Here is an 18,303-nt window from a genome sequence, read left to right as displayed (position 1 = left end):
ATGCCCGACGACGGCGTGATTTCCTGGATTAATCCGTTGGCCGGCCCCGGCGATGCCTCGGACGCGGTGGCCGCCGCCTTTCTGGCTGCGGTCAACGGCCTGCGGCCCAGCGATCTCGTGATCAACCGCCTTTATGGCGCCAGCCAGCGGGTGGTGGCTTGTCTTCAGGCCCGGGGGTTGCTGTCCCCCCACGCCGGGCGATGGGGATCAGCCGTGGGTGGGGGGGCGGTGGGACGCTGTACGGCGATCCAGATCGAGGCCCTGCCGCCGACCGCCGACTTGTTTTTGCCCCTGGTCTCGGACGCCGACAGCGAAACCCCGGCCGCTGCCCTGGCCTGCCTGGCGCGGGCCGTGGTGGAAACCGGGCTGGGCCGTGCCGTGCCGCGCCCGGACGGTCGGGCAATCGTCTTGCGCCTGGAGGACCTGCCCATCGCCTTGCTGCCGGTGTGCCGCCAGGGGGCACGCCTGCTGGTTCCCGGCCGCGATCCCGAGGGGCTGCCCCAGTGGGTGGAGCATGACCCGGGGGCCGAGGTCGCCTGCTTGCGTCGTTTGGATCACCTGGAGGGCCCGCGCCCTCGGCGCTTGTTGTGCTTGCTGAAGGCGTGGCGGGTGCGTAACCGGGTGCCGGTTTCGGGCTATGCCCTGGAGATCCTGGTCGGCGCCTACTTCCAGAGCACACGAACCCCCGCCGGCCTGCCTTTGCTGTTCGAGATGTTCATGGCCTGGGCGCGCGACGCTTTGCCCGGTGCCTTTGCCTTGCCCGGCGCGTCTCGCCGCTTGTTTCTGGGCAAGGGCCTCCAGGGCGCCACCGTTTCCGCCTACTGGCGTTGCGTCCGCGCCCGGCATCTAGCGGCCAGCGGCGAGGTTGGGCCAGCCAGCGCGGTGTGGCGTGATCTCCTGGGCCCAGTCTTTCCCCGCCTGCCCGAGACGCTCCCCGCCTGACGCCCTTGGCGAGGGGGCTGGGGAGGCCGCGCCTCCCCAGCCTTCTTCTTTCTTCACCCCAGATTTCACAACCCCCTGCCTTGCCCCGCCCCTTGGTTGGGCGTGGAGCCCAGAGGCTTGTTTGGACTGATTCTTTTCGGCGTCAGCGTCAGAATTATGACAACCCGATGACATCCAACGGTTAAGCGCTTGAGGCCCCAGGATTTAATTTTTGCCTCGCCCCTTGCGGCCGCGCACATTGTGCGCTATATCCCCTTTATGACAACGACACGGGTCGAAACTGATCCCGGGAAGGAAAGGCAAACACACCGGTCGTTCTTCGCTGCCGGCCAAGGGCCGGACGACAAAAACAAAACAACTGGAGGACCGCGTCATGATGAGCCGGTTTTTTCTGGTTGCCCAGGCCATGGGGCTCTCGCGCCCCGCGACTTACGGTCGTCACTGGGATGAGCATACGGCCTCGGAGGAGGGCGCTTTTACCCGGGCGTTGACGAGCAAACGTCACCCCTTTGCGCCAGTGCCCTGGACGTGGTTGTGAGCCAGTTCTTGTCCTGAAGGATGGATACGATGAACCGCTTTTTCCTGGCCGCCGAGGCCCTGGGCCTGTGCCGCCCCTTCGCTTTCTCCCGCCACTGGGCCGAGCACGCCCCCTCGGAAGAGGCCGCCTTTGATCGCGCCCTCGCCTGCGAGCGACGCCCCCTCATGCCTCGCCTGTCGTCCTAGGCGAGGGGCCGGACCGGGGAACACGGGGCTGCCGCCCCGGGCCCCGCCTGGGGCGATGCCCCAGACCCCCTTTTTCTTCTGTTCATGGCCCTCCCTTCCCCCTCCCTTTTGAAAAGCGTGCTTTTCAAAAGGGAGGGGGAAGGGGGCCAATAAATAAAAGAAAGCGGAGGTCTGGAGGCGTCAGCCTCCAGGTGGGGTCCGGGGCGACAGCCCCGGTTGCCCCGAAGCGAAGCCCCCTCCAAAATTCTCAAGGGGAGGGAGGAAAGGGATAAAGTTTATCGCTTCGGCGCTAATATCAACCGTTCTTATCGTGGGGGACCGATAGGATTGCCGGATCCCTGCGTTTGAGGATTGAAGATGACTGTCCGTAGCCTTGCCCTGCCGTCGTCCTCGGTGGCGACGCTGGCCCCCCTTGGCGCCGCTGTTTTGGCCATGGTGTCGATCACCCTGGGGGCGTCGTTTGCCAAGGGGCTGTTCCCCGCGATTGGTGCCGCTGGAACCACGACCTTGCGTCTGGCCCTGGCCGCCGTGATTTTATCGTTGGTTCTGGGACTCTGGCGGGTGCGCCTGACCCGCCGCACTGTGGTCGCCGCGCTGCCCTATGGCTTGGTCATGGGCGCGATGAACCTACTGTTTTATCTCTCCATTCAGCGCCTGCCGCTGGGGATCGCCCTGGCCATCGAGTTTACCGGCCCCTTGGCGCTGGCCCTGTTTTATTCCCGCCAGCGGACCGACTTTGTGTGGATCGCCTTGGCGGTGGCCGGTCTGTTGCTGCTGCTGCCCTTGGAGGCCAGCGACGCGGCCTTGGATCCGCTGGGCGTTGCCCTGGCCCTAGCGGCCGGGGTGTTCTGGGCCGCCTACATTGTCACCGGCCAGCGGGCCGGCGCTGTGCTGGGCGCCCAGGCACCGATGCTGGGGATGATTGTCGCCGCCCTGGCCGTGGCGCCGTTTGGGGTGTGGGAAGCGGGAACGGCCCTGCTCCAGCCCGCCATCTTGATGAGTGGTCTGGCCGTGGCCGTGCTGTCGAGCGCCATTCCCTACTCGCTGGAGATGATTGCCCTGCGCCGCCTGCCGGCCCGCAGCTTTGGCATCCTGACCAGCGGCGAGCCGGCGGTGGGCGCGGTGATGGGCATGCTGCTTCTGGGCGAAATGCTGCCGCTGTCGCACTGGCTGGGCATTGTCGCCGTGGTCGGGGCCTCCATCGGCACCGCCATGATGAGTCGGCGCGGGTAAACGCTGGTCTGGGGAGGGAGGGACCTCCCCAGATCCTTCAGGCCTCCAAGGTACCGGAGGCGCACAGCCGGGCATAAAGCGGGCACGACGTGAGCAAGGTGTCGTGCCGCCCCGAGGCGATGATCCGGCCCTGATCCAGCACGTGGATGACATCGGCGTTGCGCACGGTGGCCAAACGGTGGGCGATCACCAGACAGGTGCGGCCGGTGCGCACCCGGTCGAAGGCCTGACGCACGCCGCGTTCGCTCTCGGGGTCGAGGGCGCTGGTGGCTTCGTCCAGGATCAGGATCGGGGCGTCCTTGAGGAAGGCGCGGGCCAGCATCAGACGTTGGCGCTGGCCGCCCGACAAGGTGGCGCCCTCTTCCCCGATCACGGTGTCGTAGCCCTGGGGCAGGGCGCTGATGAACGTATGGGCGCCCGCCGCCTCGGCGGCCTCAATCACGGCCTCGCGCGGGGCGCCGGGACGGCCATAGGCGATGTTGGCCAGCACCGTGTCGTCGAACAACACCACGTCCTGGGTCACCACGGCCAGCGACGCCCACAAGGAGCGCAGCGACACGGTTTTGATGTCCTGCCCGTCGAGGCGGATCTGCCCCTGGTCGGGATCGCGAAAGCGGGCCAGCAGGGCCAGGGCCGAGGATTTGCCAGCCCCCGACGGGCCGACCAGGGCTGCCGTCTGACCAGGGGCGAGGCGCACGCTCAGGTCCTCAAGGGCCGGGTGGTCCTCGCCGGGATAGGTCAGGCGAACCCGGTCAAAGACGATCTCGCCCCCGGTTACGCGCAGGTCCGGGGCGTTGGGGGGATCTTGCAAGGTGGGGCGGGCGTCGAGGATGGCGTAGGTGCGCTCCAGAGCCGAGATGCCCTCCTGGGTCACCACGTTGATCTTGCCCAGCCGCTTCATCGGCTGGTAGAGCAGGAACACCGAGGTGACGAACGCAAAGAAGGTGCCGGGCAACAAGCTGCCCTCGGACACCCGCAGTCCGCCGTACACCACCACCCCGGCGAACACCACGCCCGAGAGGATTTCCAGGCCCATGGACAAGGAGGCGGCGAGGCGTTCGGTGCGCATCATGTGGCGGTGGATCAGATCCAAGGTGGCACCGACCCGGGCTTCCTCAAACGCCTGTCCCCCGAACAGGCGCACGACCCGCAAGCCACCCAGGGCCTGGATCACCACGCCATCGAGCCGGCCCGACTCCGACTGCATGCCGCGCACCGCGTTGCGCGCCGCCCGCCCCATCAGGAAAATCGGCACCCCGGCCACCGGGAACAACGCCAGCGCCAGGGCGGCCAAGGTAGGATCCAGGGCCACCAAGGTGCCGACCAGCCCGAGCAAGGTGGCGATGTCACGGCCCAGGGCCATGGTGGCCGAGGTGATGGTGTTCTTGAGCATGGTCAGATCGACGGTGAAGCGGGTCACCAGATCGGCGGTGCGCTGCGTCCCGAGGAAGGCGATGTCCATGCCGAGCAAGTGGTCGTAAAGGGCGCGGCGATAGCGCGCGACGATCTCTAGGCCGACCCGGTTCATGAAGGTGCGCTGGCCGTAATTGGCAAGGCCCTTGGTCACGAACACCACGGGAAAGGCGAGGCCCAGCCACACCAAGGTATCGCGATTGCCGCCCACGAACACCTGATTGAAGGCCGGCTCCATCAGCCACGCAATGGCGGCGGTGGCCCCGGCCACGCCCAACATGCACGCCACCCCCAAGGCCATCCACAGAGCCTGTGAGGGCAGGTGCTCGCGGGCCAGACGCAGCAACAGTCCCCAGCCCGTCACGCGCCGGCCCTCCCTCTCCAGCGATCCTTGAGCCAGCCAAAGCCGCCCGCCAGCCAGAACAGGCCAAGCACGATGGGGGCCACGGCCAGGGCATCTAGGGCGTAGAGGGCTTCGTAGCTCTTCTTGGCCATGCTGGCGGCGGCCAAGCTGCCGGCTTGGAACAAAACGACCAGGGTCACGGCCAAAACCGCCGGGGTTGAGTTGCCGCGGCGGTTAAATTCCCCCGACAGCACCGCGCCCAGACCCAGCAGCAAAAAGCCCACATGGGCCAGGGGGCGCAAGACGCGCAGGTGCAGTTCCATGCGCAGGCGCATGATGTGGCGGTTTTCGTAAACGTAAGGAAAGTCGGGGTCCATGCGGTCGCCCACCTGAAGGCTCATGAGATCGACGGTCGTGCGCTGACGCTCGTCTCGGTAGCGGAACTTTTCGGCGACACGTTCATCGGAAAGGTTGAGGACGTAGGAATCGAAATACAGGAAGGTCACGCGAAAATCCCCGGCTTCGCGCTCCTGGCGGTTGCCGTTGACCATCACGAGCTTGGCGTCGCCCCCGGTTCGCACCAAGGCGCCGGTTTCGGCGATCACGGTCGATTCGCGATCCCGGCTGCCGGCGTCGTGGATCATGATGTCGTGCAAGGTGCCATCGGGCGAGCGGCGGCCGACGTACACCACCAGGGTCTTGTCGATCTGGTTGAACTGGCCCTCGCGCAGGACCAGACCGGAAATGTCGTCGCGGACCTGGACCTTGATGTCATCGAAGCGCCGTTCCAGCTCCGGCACCACGGCAAAGGTCAGGACATAGCCGAACACGGTCATCACCGCGCACAACAGCAAGGCAGGCCGGGCCAAGCGCCAGGGGCTCATGCCCGCCGCCCGCATGACAATGAGTTCGCGGTCGTCGGAAAGCTTGCTGTACACAAACAAGGCAATGCCGAACAAGCCCAGCGGCAGGAATACCGTGAGAAAACCCGGCATCAACAGTAAGGTGACCTGAAGAAAGGTCCCAAGCGAGAGGCCCTTGTTGACAAACCAGTCGAGGAACTTGAGCGAGTTGATCAGCCAGATCAGCGCGACGAGGCCAACCGAGCCAACGGCCAGCCCGGAGACCAGCGAACGCAGGATATAGCGGTCCAGGGTGCTCACAATGACGGTCCTCGAAATGCCAAAGAGACGGCCAGGTCGTGTCCCAAGGAAAGAGGGATCTGGGAGGCCCGCCTCCCCAGCCTTCCCTGTGCCCCCCCGTTACGTCCAATCGCGCGCTAGGGCGGCAAGACGAGCAAACGGCGTCTCCCCCGGGGCCAAGGCCAGAGCCCCCCCAGCCCGGCGCACGCCCTCCCGGCCAAAACGCTCGCGCAGAGCGTCCACCAACCACGCCTCGGCCTGCTGCTGACGCTGCCGCGCCAACCGGCCATCTTGGGCCAGATGCGCCGCATGAGCTTCCAGCGCCTCCCGCAAGGGCGCCAGACCCTCCTGATTGCGGGCCGAGACGCGCAGCACGCGGGGATGCCACTCCTCGTCCTCACTACCGCCCAACGCCAGGGCCCCCTCGACGTCGGCCTGGGCGCGCTGGGCCTCACGCGTCATGTCGGCCTTGGTGACCACCACCACATGGGGGATTTCGGCGATCCCGGCCTTCATGTACTGCAAGCTATCGCCCGAGCCGGGCTGAACGCAGAACACCACGGTGTCAGCCACCCGCACCACCTCGGTCTCGGACTGGCCGACGCCAACGGTCTCGATCAGCACGACATCGAACAAGGCGCGCAGCAAGACCATGCCGGCCACGGTCAGCGCGGCCAGCCCGCCCAGATGGTCGCGCGCCGCCATGGAACGCACGAACACCCCGGTGTCCTCGGGATCGAGCACCATGCGGGCCCGGTCGCCGAGCAAGGCGCCACCGCTGCGCCGCGAGCTGGGATCGACGGCCAGCACGCCCACCGTGCGCCCCTGGGCCCGCCAGCCGGCAATCAGGGCATTGACCAGGGAGGATTTGCCCACCCCGGGCGGCCCGGTGATGCCGATGACATGGGCCTGGGGGGGCCTCGGCGGCGGCGGCCAGGAGATCGAGGGTGGCCGCCGCTTCCGGCCGGGTTTCCAACTGCACCAGCGCTTGCGCCAGGGCCCGCTTGCCGCCGGCCCGCACCAAGGCGAGCCGGGCGGGGCCGGAGAGGTTGCCCTCTCCTCCCCCTTCCCGTGGCTCGCTCACGAACGGGCCTGACGCAAGGCCGCCTGGGCCGCCGCCAGACGGGCGATCGGCACCCGGTAGGGCGAGCAGGACACGTAGGAGAGGCCGACGCTCTGGCAAAACGCGATGGAGTCGGGATCGCCGCCGTGCTCGCCGCAGATGCCCAGCTTGATCTCGGGCCGGGTGGCCCGGCCGCGTTCGCAGGCGATCCGCACCAGTTCACCCACGCCGTCCACGTCCAAGGTGGCGAAGGGGTCGCGCTCGAAGATGCCGCGCGCCCGGTAGGATTCGAGGAACGCGGCGGCGTCGTCGCGCGACAGACCCAAGGTGGTCTGGGTCAGGTCGTTGGTGCCAAAGCTGAAGAAGCGGGCCGTCTCGGCGATCGAGCCGGCCATCAAAGCGGCGCGGGGCAGTTCGATCATGGTGCCGACAATGTAGGACAAGGTCAGGCCGGCCTCGGTGAACACCGCCTGGGCCACGCCGTCCACCACCGCCTTCATGAGGTCAAACTCGCGTCGGGTGGCCACCAAGCGGGATCATGATCTCGGGCTCCGGGGCCTCGCCGGTGTCCCGGGCCACCGCCACCGCCGCCTCGAAGATGGCGCGGGCCTGCATCTCGTAGATCTCGGGATAGGTCACGCCCAGGCGGCAACCGCGATGGCCCAGCATGGGGTTGGTCTCGGCCAGTTTGGCGGCGCGGTCGCGCACGGTCTGGGCATCCACCCCGGCCACGTGCGCCACCTCGCTGATCTCGTTGTCGGTATGGGGCAGGAACTCGTGCAGCGGCGGGTCGAGCAGGCGGATGGTCACCGGCAGCCCGGCCATGAGGGTGAACAGGTCGATGAAGTCCTTGCGCTGGTAGGGCAGCAAGTCGGCCAGCGCCGCGCGGCGCCCGGCCTCGTTATCGGCCAAGATCATGCGGCGCATGGCGATGATGCGCCGGGGATCGAAGAACATATGCTCGGTGCGGCACAGGCCGATGCCCTCGCAGCCGAAGCCGCGCGCGGTGGCCGCGTCTTCCGGGGTCTCGGCGTTGGTGCGCACGGCCATGGTCCGGCGCTCGTCGGCCCAGGCCATCAGGGTGGCGAAGTCGCCGGTCAGTTCGGGCTGCACGGTGGGCACGGCGCCCAGCATGACCTCGCCGGTGGCGCCGTCCAGAGTGATCAGGTCGCCCTGGCGCACCACCGTGCCGCGCACGGTGAAGGTCTTCTCGGCCTCGCTGACGCGGATCTCGCCGGCGCCGGCCACGCACGGCGTGCCCATGCCGCGCGCCACCACGGCGGCGTGGCTGGTCATGCCGCCCCGGGTGGTCAAGATGCCCTGGGAGACGTGCATGCCGCCGATGTCCTCGGGGCTGGTCTCGGTGCGCACCAGCACGACCTTTTCGCCGTTTTGCACCCAGTCCTCGGCGGTGGCGGCCGAGAACACCACCCGGCCCGAGGCGGCGCCCGGCGAGGCCGGCAGGCCGCGGGTCAGGACAATGCGCTCGGCCTTGGGGTCCAAGGTCGGGTGCAGAAGCTGGTTGAGGGCCTCGGGCTCGATGCGCAACACCGCCTCATCGGGGGTGATGATGCCCTCTTGCGCCATCTCCACGGCAATGCGTAAGGCAGCGGCCGCCGTGCGCTTGCCAATGCGGGTCTGGAGCATCCACAGGCGAGCGCCCTGGATGGTGAACTCCATGTCCTGCATGTCGCGGTAATGGGATTCCAGGCGCTGGCGGATTTCCAGCAGTTCCTGGTACAGGGTCGGCATCACCTCTTCCATGGCCGGGAGGGTGCTGTCGTTCTTCTTCTTGCCGGCGATCGAGATCTGTTGCGGCGTGCGAATGCCAGCGACCACGTCCTCGCCCTGGGCATTGACCAGATACTCGCCGTAGAACACGTTTTCGCCGGTCGAGGGGTCGCGCGAGAAACACACGCCGGTGGCACAATCGTTGCCCATGTTGCCAAACACCATGGCCTGAACGGTCACGGCGGTGCCCCAGGCCTCGGGGATGTGATGCAGTCGGCGATAGGTGATGGCGCGCTGGTTCATCCACGAGCGGAACACGGCGCCCACCGCCCCCCACAACTGCTCCTCGGGCTTCTCCGGGAAGGGACGGCCGGTCTGATCCAACACGCACTGCTTGAAGCGCTCGACCAGCAACAGCCAGTCCTCGGCGTTCAACTCGGTATCCAGGGTCAGGCCCCGGTCTTCCTTATGCAGTTCCAGCAGGTGGTCGAAGTGAGCGTGCTCGACGCCCAGCACCACGTCGGAATACATCTGGATGAAGCGGCGATAGGAATCATAGGCAAAGCGGCGATCGCCCGAGCGCTTGATCAAGCCCTGCACGGTCTCGTCGTTGAGGCCCAGGTTCAAGACCGTGTCCATCATGCCGGGCATGGATGCCCGGGCGCCCGAGCGCACCGAGACCAGCAGCGGGTTTTCCGGGTCGCCAAAGCGCGCGCCCATGATCGCCTCGACGGCGCCCAGGGCTTCCGTGACCTGGGCCGCCAGTTCCCCGGGATAGTTCTGGCCATTGGCGTAGTAGTGCGTGCAGACCTCGGTGGTGATCGTGAAACCGGCCGGCACGTTGATGCCGATGTTGCTCATCTCGGCCAGGTTGGCGCCCTTGCCGCCCAGCAGGTTCTTCATGTCGGCGCGGCCTTCGGCCCGCCCGTTGCCGAAGCTGTAGACCCACTTGGTCATGGTCATCCCTCGATCTTGGAGAAATCCGCCACCCGGTTCATGGCGGCGCCGATGCGCGCCAGAAGGCGCAGACGGTTGCGACGCAAGGAGGGGTCATCGGCATTGACGGTGACCCGGTCGAAGAAGGCATCGACACTCGCACGCCAGCCAGCCAACACGGCCATGGCGTCGGTAAAGGCCTCGGCGGCCAGTACGGGGGCCAGGGCGGCCTCGCCCTCGTCCAGGGCCTGGAACAAAGCGCATTCCTCGTCCTGGGCGAACAAGGCGGGATCCACCGCGCCGGCCACCGGGGCGCCGTCGCGCTTTTCCTCGATACGCACGATGTTCATGGCCCGGCGCTGCGCGGCCAGCAAGTTAGCGCCCTCGGCCGAGCCGACAAAGCCGGCCAAGGCCTCGACCCGGGCCAGAAGGCGCACCAGATCGTCCTCGCCGCCCAGGGCGAGAACGGCGGCGATCAGGTCATGGCGCACGCCCTTGTCGCGCTGCTGCACCTTGAGCCGCTCGGCCAGGAAGTCGAGCAGATCCCCGGCAATGTCGGCGCTGAGGGCCGGGCGCGCCGCCCGGTGTCCCTCGGCGGCCCGGTCCAGCACCGGCAGCAAGGGCAGGCGCAGGCGGTTTTCCAAGATCAGGCGCAGCACGCCGAGCGCAGCGCGGCGCAGGGCAAAGGGATCCTTGGAGCCCGTGGGCTTCTCGTCGATCAGCCAGAAGCCGGCCAGGGTGTCAAGCTTGTCGGCCAGGGCCACGCACACCGCCACCGGGTCGGTGGGGCAGGCGTCACCAGGGCCAACGGGGGCGTAGTGATCGCGGATCGCCCCGGCCACGGCGGCCGGCTCGCCGTCGTGGCGGGCGTAGTAGGCGCCCATCAGGCCCTGAAGCTCGGGGAACTCGCCGACCATGCCGGTCACAAGGTCGGCCTTGGCCAGCAAGGCGGCGCGATCGACCAGGGCCGGATCGGCGCCGGGCACGAAGGCGGCCAGGGCGCCGGCCAGGGCGCGCAGACGCTCGACCCGCTCCCGGTCGGTGCCCAGCTTGGCGTGGAAAATGCGCGCCCCCAGGGACTCGACCCGCGAGGCCAGGGGCACGTGGCGGTCCTGGTCCCAGAAGAAGCGGGCATCCGACAAGCGCGCGCGCAGCACCCTTTCGTTGCCGGCGACAATGCGGGCGCTGCCCTCAGCGCGCGGCCCGTTGGCCACCACCACGAAGCGCGGCGACAAGCGGCCGTCCACGGTCTCCAGGCAGAAATACTTCTGGTGCTCGCGCAAGGAGGTGACCAGCACCTCGGGCGGTAGGTCCATGAAGGCGGTGTCGATGTGGCCCATCAGAGGGGTCGGGGCCTCGACCAGCCCAGCCACCTCGTCGAGCAAGCCCGGATCCTGGCGCACCACCAGCCCCTCGCCGGCGGCCAGCGCTTCCAGCCCCTGGGCGATCAGGGCGCGGCGCTCGCCGACTTCCAGCACCACGTGGGCCGCCGCCAGCTTGGCCGCATAGTCGGCGAAGTCGCGCACGGCAAAGGGCTCGGGCGCCAAGAAGCGATGGCCCCGGGTCGTCTCGCCAAACGGCAAAATGCGATCGCCCAGGTCCAGGCCCCCGGCCAGCACCTGTCCGTCGAACAGGCCAATCAGCGAGTGCAAGGGACGCACCCAGGCCAGCCGACCCCGGCCCCAGCGCATGGCCTTGGGCCAGGGCAGGGCGAGCAGGGCCTTGGTGATGAGGCCGGGGAGAACGGCGGCGGTCGGCTGTCCGGCCCGCTCGATCACCGCGAACAGGAAGGTCCCCTTGGGGGTCTCGCGGCGCTCGATCTGATCAAGGCTCAGGCCGACCGAGGCTAAAAAGCCCTCGATGGCCTTGGCCGGGGCATCGGCGCGCGGCCCGCGCTTTTCCTCGCGCACATCGGGCTGGGCCACGGGCAGGCCGCGGACCACGGCGCCCAGGCGGCGCGGCGTGACGAAGGTCTTGATGCCCTCGTGGGTCAGCCCGGCCTCCTGAAGACCGGCGGCCAGCAGACGGCCCAGATCCTCGGCGGCGCGGGCTTGCATACGGGCGGGGAGTTCCTCGCCCAGGAGTTCCAAAAGCAGTTCGGCCATGATCAGGCCTCCGAGTCGGCGACGACGGGGGCGAGGTGGCCGCGCGCGCGCAACCAGCCCTCGCAACAGGCCTTGGCCAGCGCGCGCACGCGGCCGATATAGGCGGCGCGCTCGGTCACGCTGATGACCCCCCGGGCATCGAGAAGATTGAAACGGTGGCTGGCCTTGATGCACTGGTCATAGGCCGGCAGGGGCAGCCCCCGGGCCAATAGGGCTTGGCACTCGGCCTCGGCGTCGTTGAAGTGGCGCAGCAGGGCCTCGGTGTTGGCGAACTCGAAGTTATGGGCCGAGTATTCGCGTTCGGCCTGCAAGAACACGTCGCCGTAGGTTACGCCCTGGCCATTGAAATCGAGATCGTAAACGTTCTCGACGCCTTGGATGTACATGGCGAGGCGTTCCAGGCCATAGGTCAGTTCAACCGGTACCGGGTCGCAATCAAAACCGCCGACCTGCTGGAAGTAAGTGAACTGCGAGACTTCCATGCCATCGCACCACACTTCCCAGCCCAGGCCCCAGGCGCCCAGGGTCGGGCTTTCCCAGTCGTCCTCGACAAAGCGGATGTCGTGGGCCAGGGGATCAATGCCAAGCGCCCGCAACGAGTCCAGGTACAGCGCCTGGGGATCGGCCGGCGAGGGCTTCATGATCACCTGGAACTGGTAGTAGTGCTGGAGGCGATTGGGGTTCTCGCCATAGCGGCCATCGGCGGGGCGCCGGGAGGGCTGGACATAGGCAGCGCTCCAGGGCTCGGGACCGAGCGCGCGTAAGGTGGTGGCGGGATGAAACGTCCCGGCCCCCACCTCCATGTCATAGGGCTGGAGCAGCACGCAGCCTTGCGCCGCCCAATACTGCTGAAGCCTTAGGATCAGCGCCTGAAAACTGGGGAGATCGGCCATGGGAAACCCTGGATGACAGACATTCGGAAAGCGGCGGAAAAACGTCCCTCACGCCGGCGTGGACTGGGGTCTTAGGACGGGAAGCGGGCACAAACAAGGCCGATAAAGGGAAGGCTGGGGAGGCGGGGCCTCCCCAGACCCCTCCGCTCATGGGGAGTGCCTCGCGCGAAGGATCCCCGGGGAACGAGGGGTCTGGGGAGGCCCCCGCCTCCCCAGCCTTCCTCCCGTCCCAGCCCTCAGGGGTGGTCGCGGCCACACGGGCAGGCCTGACCGCGCGGCCCATAGCTGCCACACGCCGGACACCGCACCAGATCCAGCTCCGGCGTTCGGGCGGGGTCGGTCCAGCGGCCTTCCACGGAATCGCGCGCAGCTTGGGCGCCCCGCTCGGCGGGCGTGACCCGAGGCTGGCCCGAGGCCCAGCGGCGCACGAGGCGGAACACGGTCCAGACGCCGATCACGGCGGCCAGCGTGAACAGGATTTTGGCGAGACTGATCATAAAAGGGAGTTTATCGGCGGCCGCGGGGGTCAAGGTCAAGGGCCGCCGCATCCCTTAGCACCGCTTCGGCGTCCGGGGTGTAGCGGCTGCTGTCGTTTTCGTGCAGGCACAAGCCGGCCAGCAGGCGCAAGGGGCCTCGCCCGCCCTTGCGTGCCGCCACGATCACCCGGTGCGCCGGTTGGCCGGCGCGCGGCCACACCGGAAAAATCGTGAGGTCCCCGGCCGGTCCCTGGAGCGCGCTCACGATCGCATCGAGCCGGTCGGCCCGCTGGATCAGCAGCAAGCGACCGCGCGGCTTGAGCAAGGCTAGGCAACACGCGATCCAGCGGGCCAGCGGCATGTCCGGGGTTTCATGGTGGGCCCGGCGACGCTGGGCGTGCGGGGCCTCGGTGCCGGTGCCTGCCGCGCGGTAGGGCGGATTGGTGATCACCATGTCAAAGGCCGGCCCCAGTTCCGGCGGCGGGTGTCCCAGATCGCCGGCCCAAATCCGCCCCCGCCCCCCCGTGTGCGCCAGGGCCATCGCGGCCAGCGCCGCCGGCAGGGCCTGAAGCTCCAGGCCCGTGACGTCGAGGTCGGGCCGGCGCGCCGCCAAGCACAAAAGCGCCGCCCCGGTCCCCGTGCCGGCATCAAGCACCCGGGCGCCGGGCGCCGGATCGGCCGCCGCCGCCAGCAATACGGGATCAATGGCGGCGCGGTAGCCCGCCAGGGGCTGAAGCAGGCGCACCCGTCCCCCCAACAAGGCATCCTCACGCCACGCGGGCGGGCCGTCGGGGCGGCCGAAAGGTGACAAAAAACCGGGCGATGGGTCAGACATGAGCACCAAGGACGCTTTTTCCAGGGAAAGGGCGATCGCTTGCTTGACCGCCCGGGATGGGGACTCCTATTCTCCGACGACGTTTTTTTCACGGGCGCACCGGCGCCTTCCAGCAGAAAGTCAGGGTGGACCTTGTCCAACGCCGTCAACGCACAAGAGGGTGCTCGGGGAGCGGGCATGGATGCCGCCCTCGACGCCCTGATGAGGGTCGTCGGAGACGATCTGACCCGCGTCAACCAATCCATCGTCGCCCGCATGGACAGCCCGGTCGGGCTGATCCCTCAGCTTGGGGGCTACATCATTGCCGCCGGCGGAAAGCGCCTGCGACCCCTTCTCACCCTCGCTGCGGCGCGCCTGTGCGGCTTTGAGGGCGAGCGCCACGCCCATCTCGCCGCCTGCGTGGAGTTCATCCACACCGCCACCTTGCTCCACGACGACGTGGTCGATGAGAGCATGTTGCGCCGGGGCCGCGATTCGGCCAACGCTGTGTGGGGCAATAAGGCCAGCGTTCTGGTCGGCGACTTCCTCTTCGCCCGCTCCTTCCAGCTCATGGTCGAGGACGGCTCGCTCAAGGTGCTGGCCATCTTGTCCCATGCGACCTCGGTGCTGGCCGAGGGCGAGGTGTTGCAGCTTGTCACCGCCAACGATACCTCGACCACCGAGGACGCCTATATGGCGGTGATCCGCGCCAAGACCGCCCAGTTGTTCGCGGCGGCTTGTCAGGTTGGGGCCGTCGTGGCCGAGCGCCCCGAGGTCGAGGAACAGGCGCTGCACGACTACGGCATGAACCTGGGCATCGCCTTCCAGTTGGTGGATGACTACCTCGACTACTCCGCCAAACAGCAGGACCTGGGCAAGACAGTCGGCGACGACTTTATGGATGGCAAGATCACCCTGCCGGTCATCCTGGCCTATGCCCGGGGCACGGAGGAGGAAAGAGCCTTCCTGCGCCGCTGCCTGGAAGACCAGGAGATGCCCGAGTTCCAGGCCGACCTTGCCCGCGCCATGGAGATGATGACCCGCTACGACACCTTGTCGGAGACCATCACCCGGGCCCGTGCCTATGGCGAAAAGGCTCGCCAAGCGCTGTCCGTGTTCCCGGACAGCGAGGCGAAGAGCGCCTTGGTGGGCATTGTCGATTTCTGCATTGATCGGGCCTACTGATCTTTTTTGCTTGCCAACCCCGAGGAAGGCCGGTATAAACCGCTTCCTCGACGGCACGGAGTGTAGCTCAGCCTGGTAGAGCACTGTCTTCGGGAGGCAGGGGCCGGAGGTTCGAATCCTCTCACTCCGACCAGCATAAGAAAAGGGTCGCTCGTTCTTCGGAACGGCGACCCTTTTTCTTTAAGGAATCGAGGGGTCTGGGGAGGCCCCGCCTCCCCAGCCTTTCTTTTTTTGTAAGCCTCACTTTTCATCTTGCCAGACGACCAGCCGCCGCGTATAAACCGCCTCCTCGACGGCACGGAGTGTAGCTCAGCCTGGTAGAGCACTGTCTTCGGGAGGCAGGGGCCGGAGGTTCGAATCCTCTCACTCCGACCAGCGTAAGATGAAAGGGTCGCCATTCTTCGGAACGGCGACCCTTTTTCTTGAGCGGGCCGGGGGCCCATCTGCCCCTGCGAACAGACGCTACTCACGATGATAGGGATGCCCGCCCAGGATACACTGGGCGCGATAGACTTGCTCGGCGATCAAGGCTCGCACCAGCATATGGGGCCACGTGAGGGCGCCTAAGGACACGACCACATCGGCTCGGGCCAGCAACGCTGTTCCATGGCCATCCGCGCCCCCGATGGCAAAGGCCAGAGCCGGCCGGCTGTCGTCTTGCCATTTTTCCAGGGCGCGGGCCAGGGCCAGGGAACTCCACGCCTTGCCGTGCTCGTCGAGGGCGACCAGGACGGCGCCGGGGGGGACCTGGGCCAGCAGCAACTCGGCTTCACGCTCCTTGCGGGCCGGAACCGGCAAGGGGCGCTTTTCCTCCACCTCGACCACCGCGAGCCCGCCGCGCAGCCGGCTCGCGTAATGATCGAACAAGGTCTTCTCCGGGCCCGGACGGGCCCGGCCGACCGCCAGGATGAGGGTCTTCAAGGCTGCCTCAGTGAGCCCAGGCGCCGGGACCGTCGGTGCCGGTGAGGGCGACCACGGGGGCTCCCCACATTTTTTCCAGGTTGTAGTAGGCGCGGACCTCGGGGCGGAACAGGTGGACGATCAGGTCCCCGGCATCAAGCAGGACCCAGTCGCATTGGGGCATGCCCTCGGTGGCGACCGGCAGGCCCTCGGCCTTCAGGCGCTCGGCGAGATGGTCGGCCAGGGCGCCGATGTGACGGGCCGAACGGCCCGTGGCGACGATCATGTGATCGGCGATGCTCGATTTGCCCGCCAGATCAATCACCGTGATATTCTCGGCTTTTTCCGCATCCAGCAGTGCTTCGACAAGAGCGGCCAGGGAACCCGGGCCTTGCGGGGGGGGGATGTGCTTATGGTCTTCTCCATTGGCAAGGGGAGGAGGGGCTTGAGAACAAAAAAGAGAAGGCTGGGGAGGCGGGCCTCCCCAGACCCCTCATTCCTTGAGGGACAGAGAATGAGGGGGGCAGGAGCCCGGGGGGTGGTCACGTGACCCCGCGGTCCATCCGGGAACACGCGCCCGGATTGCTGTCGCCGAGGCGCCATGGCGGCGGATCGGCAGGAATACCCACGCCGGCGCCCGGCTCAGGCGGGTCGCCGCGCGCGCTGGCCGTCGCCACGGCGCCAACCGATGCGCCGCCCGCCCGGCCAGGGCCCGGGAAGAATACGGCGCGCGGTCGAAAACCGCAATGGGCACGCGGCGCACGATGTCGAGCCAGCGATGCCAGCGGGGAAACTGGGCCAGATTGTCGGCGCCCATTAACCAGATAAAGGTTACCCGGGGAAAGCGCTGCCCGAGGCGGACCAAGGTGTCGTAGGTGCGCACCACGCCCCAGCGTTGCTCGACGCCGAGGGGCACCAAACGAGGATCGCGGCCGACGCAGGCCTGAGCCGAGGCCAGCCGGGCGGCAAACGGCGCCAGGGACCCCCGCGGCTTCAGAGGATTATGGGGACTGACCAGCCACCACACCGCATCAAGCCGCAACCGGGCCAGGGCTTCCTCGCTGATGTGGCGGTGGCCGGCGTGAGCCGGATTGAAGGAGCCCCCCAGGAGACCGACGCGCAGGCGGCGCCGGTCGCCCCAGGGCGACGGGGTCCGCGACGTTACGGCCGGCATTGCCCGGTTCCACGGACCTTGTACTTGAAGATGGTCAACTGCTCGACCCCGACCGGACCGCGCGCGTGCAGGCGTCCGGTGCTGATGCCGATCTCGGCGCCCATGCCAAACTCGCCGCCATCGGCAAACTGAGTCGAGACGTTGTGCATGACGATCGCGCTGTCCACCCGGGTCAGGAAGGCCTCGGCCACCTCGGCGTTTTCGGTCAGGATGCTCTCGGTGTGGCTGCTGGAATGGCGGGCAATATGGGCCAGGGCCTCGTCCAGGCCATCCACAATCCGCACCGACACGATGGCATCGAGGTACTCGGTGTCCCAATCGGCGTCGGTGGCTGGCACCACGCCGGGCACGGCGGCTTGGGTGCGTTCGCAGCCGCGCACCTCGCAGCCTGCCTGCTGCAAGTCGGCGATGATCAGCGGCAGCAGGGTGCCGGTCAGCGCTGTATCGACCAGGATCGTCTCGGTGGAACCGCAAATACCGGTGCGACGCATCTTGGCGTTCAGGCACACGGCGCGGGCCGTGTCGGGATCAGCGTCGGCATGGACATAGGTATGGCAGATGCCGTCCAGGTGCTTGAACAGCGGAATGCGGCTTTCCCGGGTCACCCGCTCGACCAGCCCCCGGCCGCCGCGCGGCACGATCACGTCGATAGAGTCGGAGAGGGTGAGCATCACGCCGACGGCGGCGCGATCGCTGGTCGGCACCATCTGGATGGCGTCGGCGGGCAGGCCGGCTTGGTCCAGGCCCTCAACCAGACGGGCATGGATGGCGCGGGCGCTGTGCAGGCTCTCGGAGCCGCCGCGCAGGATCACGGCGTTGCCGGCCTTGAGGCACAGGGCCCCGGCGTCGGCGGTCACGTTGGGCCGGCTCTCGTAGATGACGCCCACGACGCCCAAGGGGGTGCGCACCCGCTCCAGACGCAGGCCGTTGGGCCGGGTCCAGGCGGCCATGACCTCGCCCACCGGATCGGGCAGGGCCGCGATATCCTCCAACCCGCGGGCCATCGCTTCGACGCGGGCCGGGGTGAGGGCAAGGCGATCGAGGAGCGCCGGGGTCAGGCCCTTTTCGCGCCCGGCCGCCATGTCTTTGGCATTCTCAGCCAGGATCGGCTCGAGATCCCGGCGCAAGGCGGCGGCGGCGGCCGTGAGGGCGGCATCCTTGGCGGCACGCGGCTGGGTGGCCATCTGGGCGGCGGCGGCCCGGGCGCGGCGGCCCAGGTCGGTCATGAGA

At 67.9% G+C, this 18,303-nt stretch carries 17 protein-coding genes, 2 tRNA genes and 1 pseudogene; 8 read left to right on the top strand and 12 right to left on the bottom strand.

Going from position 1 to position 18,303, the window contains the following annotated elements:
- The 4 genes from RSPPHO_RS10220 (at position 1) to RSPPHO_RS10215 (ending at position 2,898) form a co-directional block, all read left to right on the top strand.
- The gene (locus tag RSPPHO_RS10220) at positions 1 to 942 is read left to right on the top strand and encodes a hypothetical protein (RefSeq protein WP_014415171.1); all 942 of its coding nucleotides are present in this window, start codon (positions 1 to 3) and stop codon (positions 940 to 942) included.
- Positions 943 to 1,315: 373 nt separating this feature from the next.
- A complete protein-coding gene (locus RSPPHO_RS19930) occupies positions 1,316 to 1,480 on the top strand; it encodes a hypothetical protein (protein ID WP_157879179.1) in 165 nt (54 codons plus the stop codon).
- Between the two features lie 29 nt (positions 1,481 to 1,509).
- Positions 1,510 to 1,665, top strand: coding sequence for a hypothetical protein (locus RSPPHO_RS19925; RefSeq protein WP_157879178.1), 156 nt, complete (start codon positions 1,510 to 1,512; stop codon positions 1,663 to 1,665).
- Positions 1,666 to 2,022: 357 nt separating this feature from the next.
- Complete coding sequence (locus tag RSPPHO_RS10215; protein ID WP_041795027.1) at positions 2,023 to 2,898, top strand: EamA family transporter; 876 nt, start codon at positions 2,023 to 2,025, stop codon at positions 2,896 to 2,898.
- A 37-nt stretch (positions 2,899 to 2,935) separates the two neighbouring features.
- Here the strand turns inward: RSPPHO_RS10215 and RSPPHO_RS10210 are convergent, their stop codons facing one another.
- From RSPPHO_RS10210 to RSPPHO_RS10200, 3 genes are all read right to left on the bottom strand, one after another.
- Complete coding sequence (locus tag RSPPHO_RS10210; protein ID WP_014415168.1) at positions 2,936 to 4,675, bottom strand: ABC transporter ATP-binding protein; 1,740 nt, start codon at positions 4,673 to 4,675, stop codon at positions 2,936 to 2,938.
- The gene (locus RSPPHO_RS10205) at positions 4,672 to 5,817 is read right to left on the bottom strand and encodes an LptF/LptG family permease (protein WP_014415167.1); all 1,146 of its coding nucleotides are present in this window, start codon (positions 5,815 to 5,817) and stop codon (positions 4,672 to 4,674) included. The genes RSPPHO_RS10210 and RSPPHO_RS10205 overlap by 4 nt, the downstream gene beginning before the upstream one ends.
- Positions 5,818 to 5,916: 99 nt before the next feature.
- Positions 5,917 to 6,672 (bottom strand): ArgK/MeaB family GTPase, encoded by a 756-nt coding sequence (locus RSPPHO_RS10200; RefSeq protein WP_014415166.1) that lies wholly within the window; start codon positions 6,670 to 6,672, stop codon positions 5,917 to 5,919.
- A gap of 16 nt (positions 6,673 to 6,688) precedes the next feature.
- Here RSPPHO_RS10200 and RSPPHO_RS21725 point away from each other — a divergent pair, with 16 nt between their 5' ends.
- Complete coding sequence (locus tag RSPPHO_RS21725) at positions 6,689 to 6,892, top strand: hypothetical protein (protein WP_339325380.1); 204 nt, start codon at positions 6,689 to 6,691, stop codon at positions 6,890 to 6,892.
- Here the strand turns inward: RSPPHO_RS21725 and ppdK are convergent.
- From ppdK to RSPPHO_RS10175, 5 genes and pseudogenes are all read right to left on the bottom strand, one after another.
- Positions 6,877 to 9,547 (bottom strand): annotated as a pseudogene (gene ppdK, locus RSPPHO_RS10195) (pyruvate, phosphate dikinase). The gene RSPPHO_RS21725 and the pseudogene ppdK overlap by 16 nt on opposite strands.
- 2 nt (positions 9,548 to 9,549) lie before the next feature.
- Positions 9,550 to 11,631 carry a glycine--tRNA ligase subunit beta gene (gene glyS, locus RSPPHO_RS10190; protein WP_041795024.1) on the bottom strand — a complete coding sequence of 694 codons (2,082 nt, stop codon included), beginning with the start codon at positions 11,629 to 11,631 and terminating at the stop codon, positions 9,550 to 9,552.
- Between the two features lie 2 nt (positions 11,632 to 11,633).
- Positions 11,634 to 12,524 carry a glycine--tRNA ligase subunit alpha gene (locus RSPPHO_RS10185; protein ID WP_014415161.1) on the bottom strand — a complete coding sequence of 297 codons (891 nt, stop codon included), beginning with the start codon at positions 12,522 to 12,524 and terminating at the stop codon, positions 11,634 to 11,636.
- A gap of 236 nt (positions 12,525 to 12,760) precedes the next feature.
- Entirely contained in the window at positions 12,761 to 13,021 is a 261-nt protein-coding gene (locus tag RSPPHO_RS10180; protein WP_041797141.1) for a hypothetical protein, read from the bottom strand.
- A gap of 10 nt (positions 13,022 to 13,031) precedes the next feature.
- Positions 13,032 to 13,835, bottom strand: coding sequence for a tRNA1(Val) (adenine(37)-N6)-methyltransferase (locus RSPPHO_RS10175; RefSeq protein ID WP_041795022.1), 804 nt, complete (start codon positions 13,833 to 13,835; stop codon positions 13,032 to 13,034).
- Positions 13,836 to 14,012: 177 nt separating this feature from the next.
- Here RSPPHO_RS10175 and RSPPHO_RS10170 point away from each other — a divergent pair, with 177 nt between their 5' ends.
- The 3 genes from RSPPHO_RS10170 (at position 14,013) to RSPPHO_RS10160 (ending at position 15,374) form a co-directional block, all read left to right on the top strand.
- Positions 14,013 to 14,999, top strand: a complete 987-nt coding sequence (locus RSPPHO_RS10170) for a polyprenyl synthetase family protein (protein WP_051013818.1) — start codon at positions 14,013 to 14,015, stop codon at positions 14,997 to 14,999.
- Positions 15,000 to 15,055: 56 nt separating this feature from the next.
- Positions 15,056 to 15,132 (top strand) — tRNA-Pro (locus RSPPHO_RS10165).
- A gap of 165 nt (positions 15,133 to 15,297) precedes the next feature.
- A tRNA-Pro gene (locus RSPPHO_RS10160) sits at positions 15,298 to 15,374 on the top strand.
- A gap of 87 nt (positions 15,375 to 15,461) precedes the next feature.
- Here RSPPHO_RS10160 and rlmH read toward each other — a convergent pair.
- The 4 genes from rlmH to RSPPHO_RS10140 all read right to left on the bottom strand — a co-directional run bounded on the left by rlmH (position 15,462) and on the right by RSPPHO_RS10140 (position 18,299).
- The gene (rlmH, locus tag RSPPHO_RS10155) at positions 15,462 to 15,920 is read right to left on the bottom strand and encodes a 23S rRNA (pseudouridine(1915)-N(3))-methyltransferase RlmH (RefSeq protein WP_014415157.1); all 459 of its coding nucleotides are present in this window, start codon (positions 15,918 to 15,920) and stop codon (positions 15,462 to 15,464) included.
- Positions 15,921 to 15,927: 7 nt separating this feature from the next.
- The gene (rsfS, locus tag RSPPHO_RS10150) at positions 15,928 to 16,257 is read right to left on the bottom strand and encodes a ribosome silencing factor (RefSeq protein WP_422610595.1); all 330 of its coding nucleotides are present in this window, start codon (positions 16,255 to 16,257) and stop codon (positions 15,928 to 15,930) included.
- Between the two features lie 135 nt (positions 16,258 to 16,392).
- Positions 16,393 to 17,073: a nicotinate-nucleotide adenylyltransferase gene (locus RSPPHO_RS10145; protein WP_014415155.1), complete on the bottom strand. Its 681-nt coding sequence runs from the start codon at positions 17,071 to 17,073 to the stop codon at positions 16,393 to 16,395.
- Positions 17,061 to 18,299, bottom strand: a complete 1,239-nt coding sequence (locus RSPPHO_RS10140) for a glutamate-5-semialdehyde dehydrogenase (RefSeq protein WP_051014030.1) — start codon at positions 18,297 to 18,299, stop codon at positions 17,061 to 17,063. The genes RSPPHO_RS10145 and RSPPHO_RS10140 overlap by 13 nt, the downstream gene beginning before the upstream one ends.
- Between the last annotated feature and the right edge of the window lie 4 nt (positions 18,300 to 18,303).

This window comes from Pararhodospirillum photometricum DSM 122 (genome assembly GCF_000284415.1).
Taxonomy (GTDB): Bacteria; Pseudomonadota; Alphaproteobacteria; order Rhodospirillales; family Rhodospirillaceae; genus Pararhodospirillum; species Pararhodospirillum photometricum.
The sequence above is the reverse complement of the archived record's forward strand: the minus strand, read 5'-3'. Positions and strand labels throughout refer to the sequence as shown.

Bases quoted from the DNA above. Each gene is read 5' to 3' on its own strand.
- RSPPHO_RS10220 (WP_014415171.1), top strand. From the start codon at position 1: ATGCCCGACGACGGCGTGATTTCCTGGATTAATCCGTTGGCCGGCCCC.
- RSPPHO_RS19930 (WP_157879179.1), top strand. From the start codon at position 1,316: ATGATGAGCCGGTTTTTTCTGGTTGCCCAGGCCATGGGGCTCTCGCGC.
- RSPPHO_RS19925 (WP_157879178.1), top strand. From the start codon at position 1,510: ATGAACCGCTTTTTCCTGGCCGCCGAGGCCCTGGGCCTGTGCCGCCCC.
- RSPPHO_RS10215 (WP_041795027.1), top strand. From the start codon at position 2,023: ATGACTGTCCGTAGCCTTGCCCTGCCGTCGTCCTCGGTGGCGACGCTG.
- RSPPHO_RS21725 (WP_339325380.1), top strand. From the start codon at position 6,689: ATGCCGATGACATGGGCCTGGGGGGGCCTCGGCGGCGGCGGCCAGGAG.
- glyS (WP_041795024.1), bottom strand. From the start codon at position 11,631: ATGGCCGAACTGCTTTTGGAACTCCTGGGCGAGGAACTCCCCGCCCGT.
- RSPPHO_RS10185 (WP_014415161.1), bottom strand. From the start codon at position 12,524: ATGGCCGATCTCCCCAGTTTTCAGGCGCTGATCCTAAGGCTTCAGCAG.
- RSPPHO_RS10180 (WP_041797141.1), bottom strand. From the start codon at position 13,021: ATGATCAGTCTCGCCAAAATCCTGTTCACGCTGGCCGCCGTGATCGGC.
- RSPPHO_RS10175 (WP_041795022.1), bottom strand. From the start codon at position 13,835: ATGTCTGACCCATCGCCCGGTTTTTTGTCACCTTTCGGCCGCCCCGAC.
- RSPPHO_RS10170 (WP_051013818.1), top strand. From the start codon at position 14,013: ATGGATGCCGCCCTCGACGCCCTGATGAGGGTCGTCGGAGACGATCTG.
- RSPPHO_RS10145 (WP_014415155.1), bottom strand. From the start codon at position 17,073: ATGCCGGCCGTAACGTCGCGGACCCCGTCGCCCTGGGGCGACCGGCGC.
- RSPPHO_RS10140 (WP_051014030.1), bottom strand. From the start codon at position 18,299: ATGACCGACCTGGGCCGCCGCGCCCGGGCCGCCGCCGCCCAGATGGCC.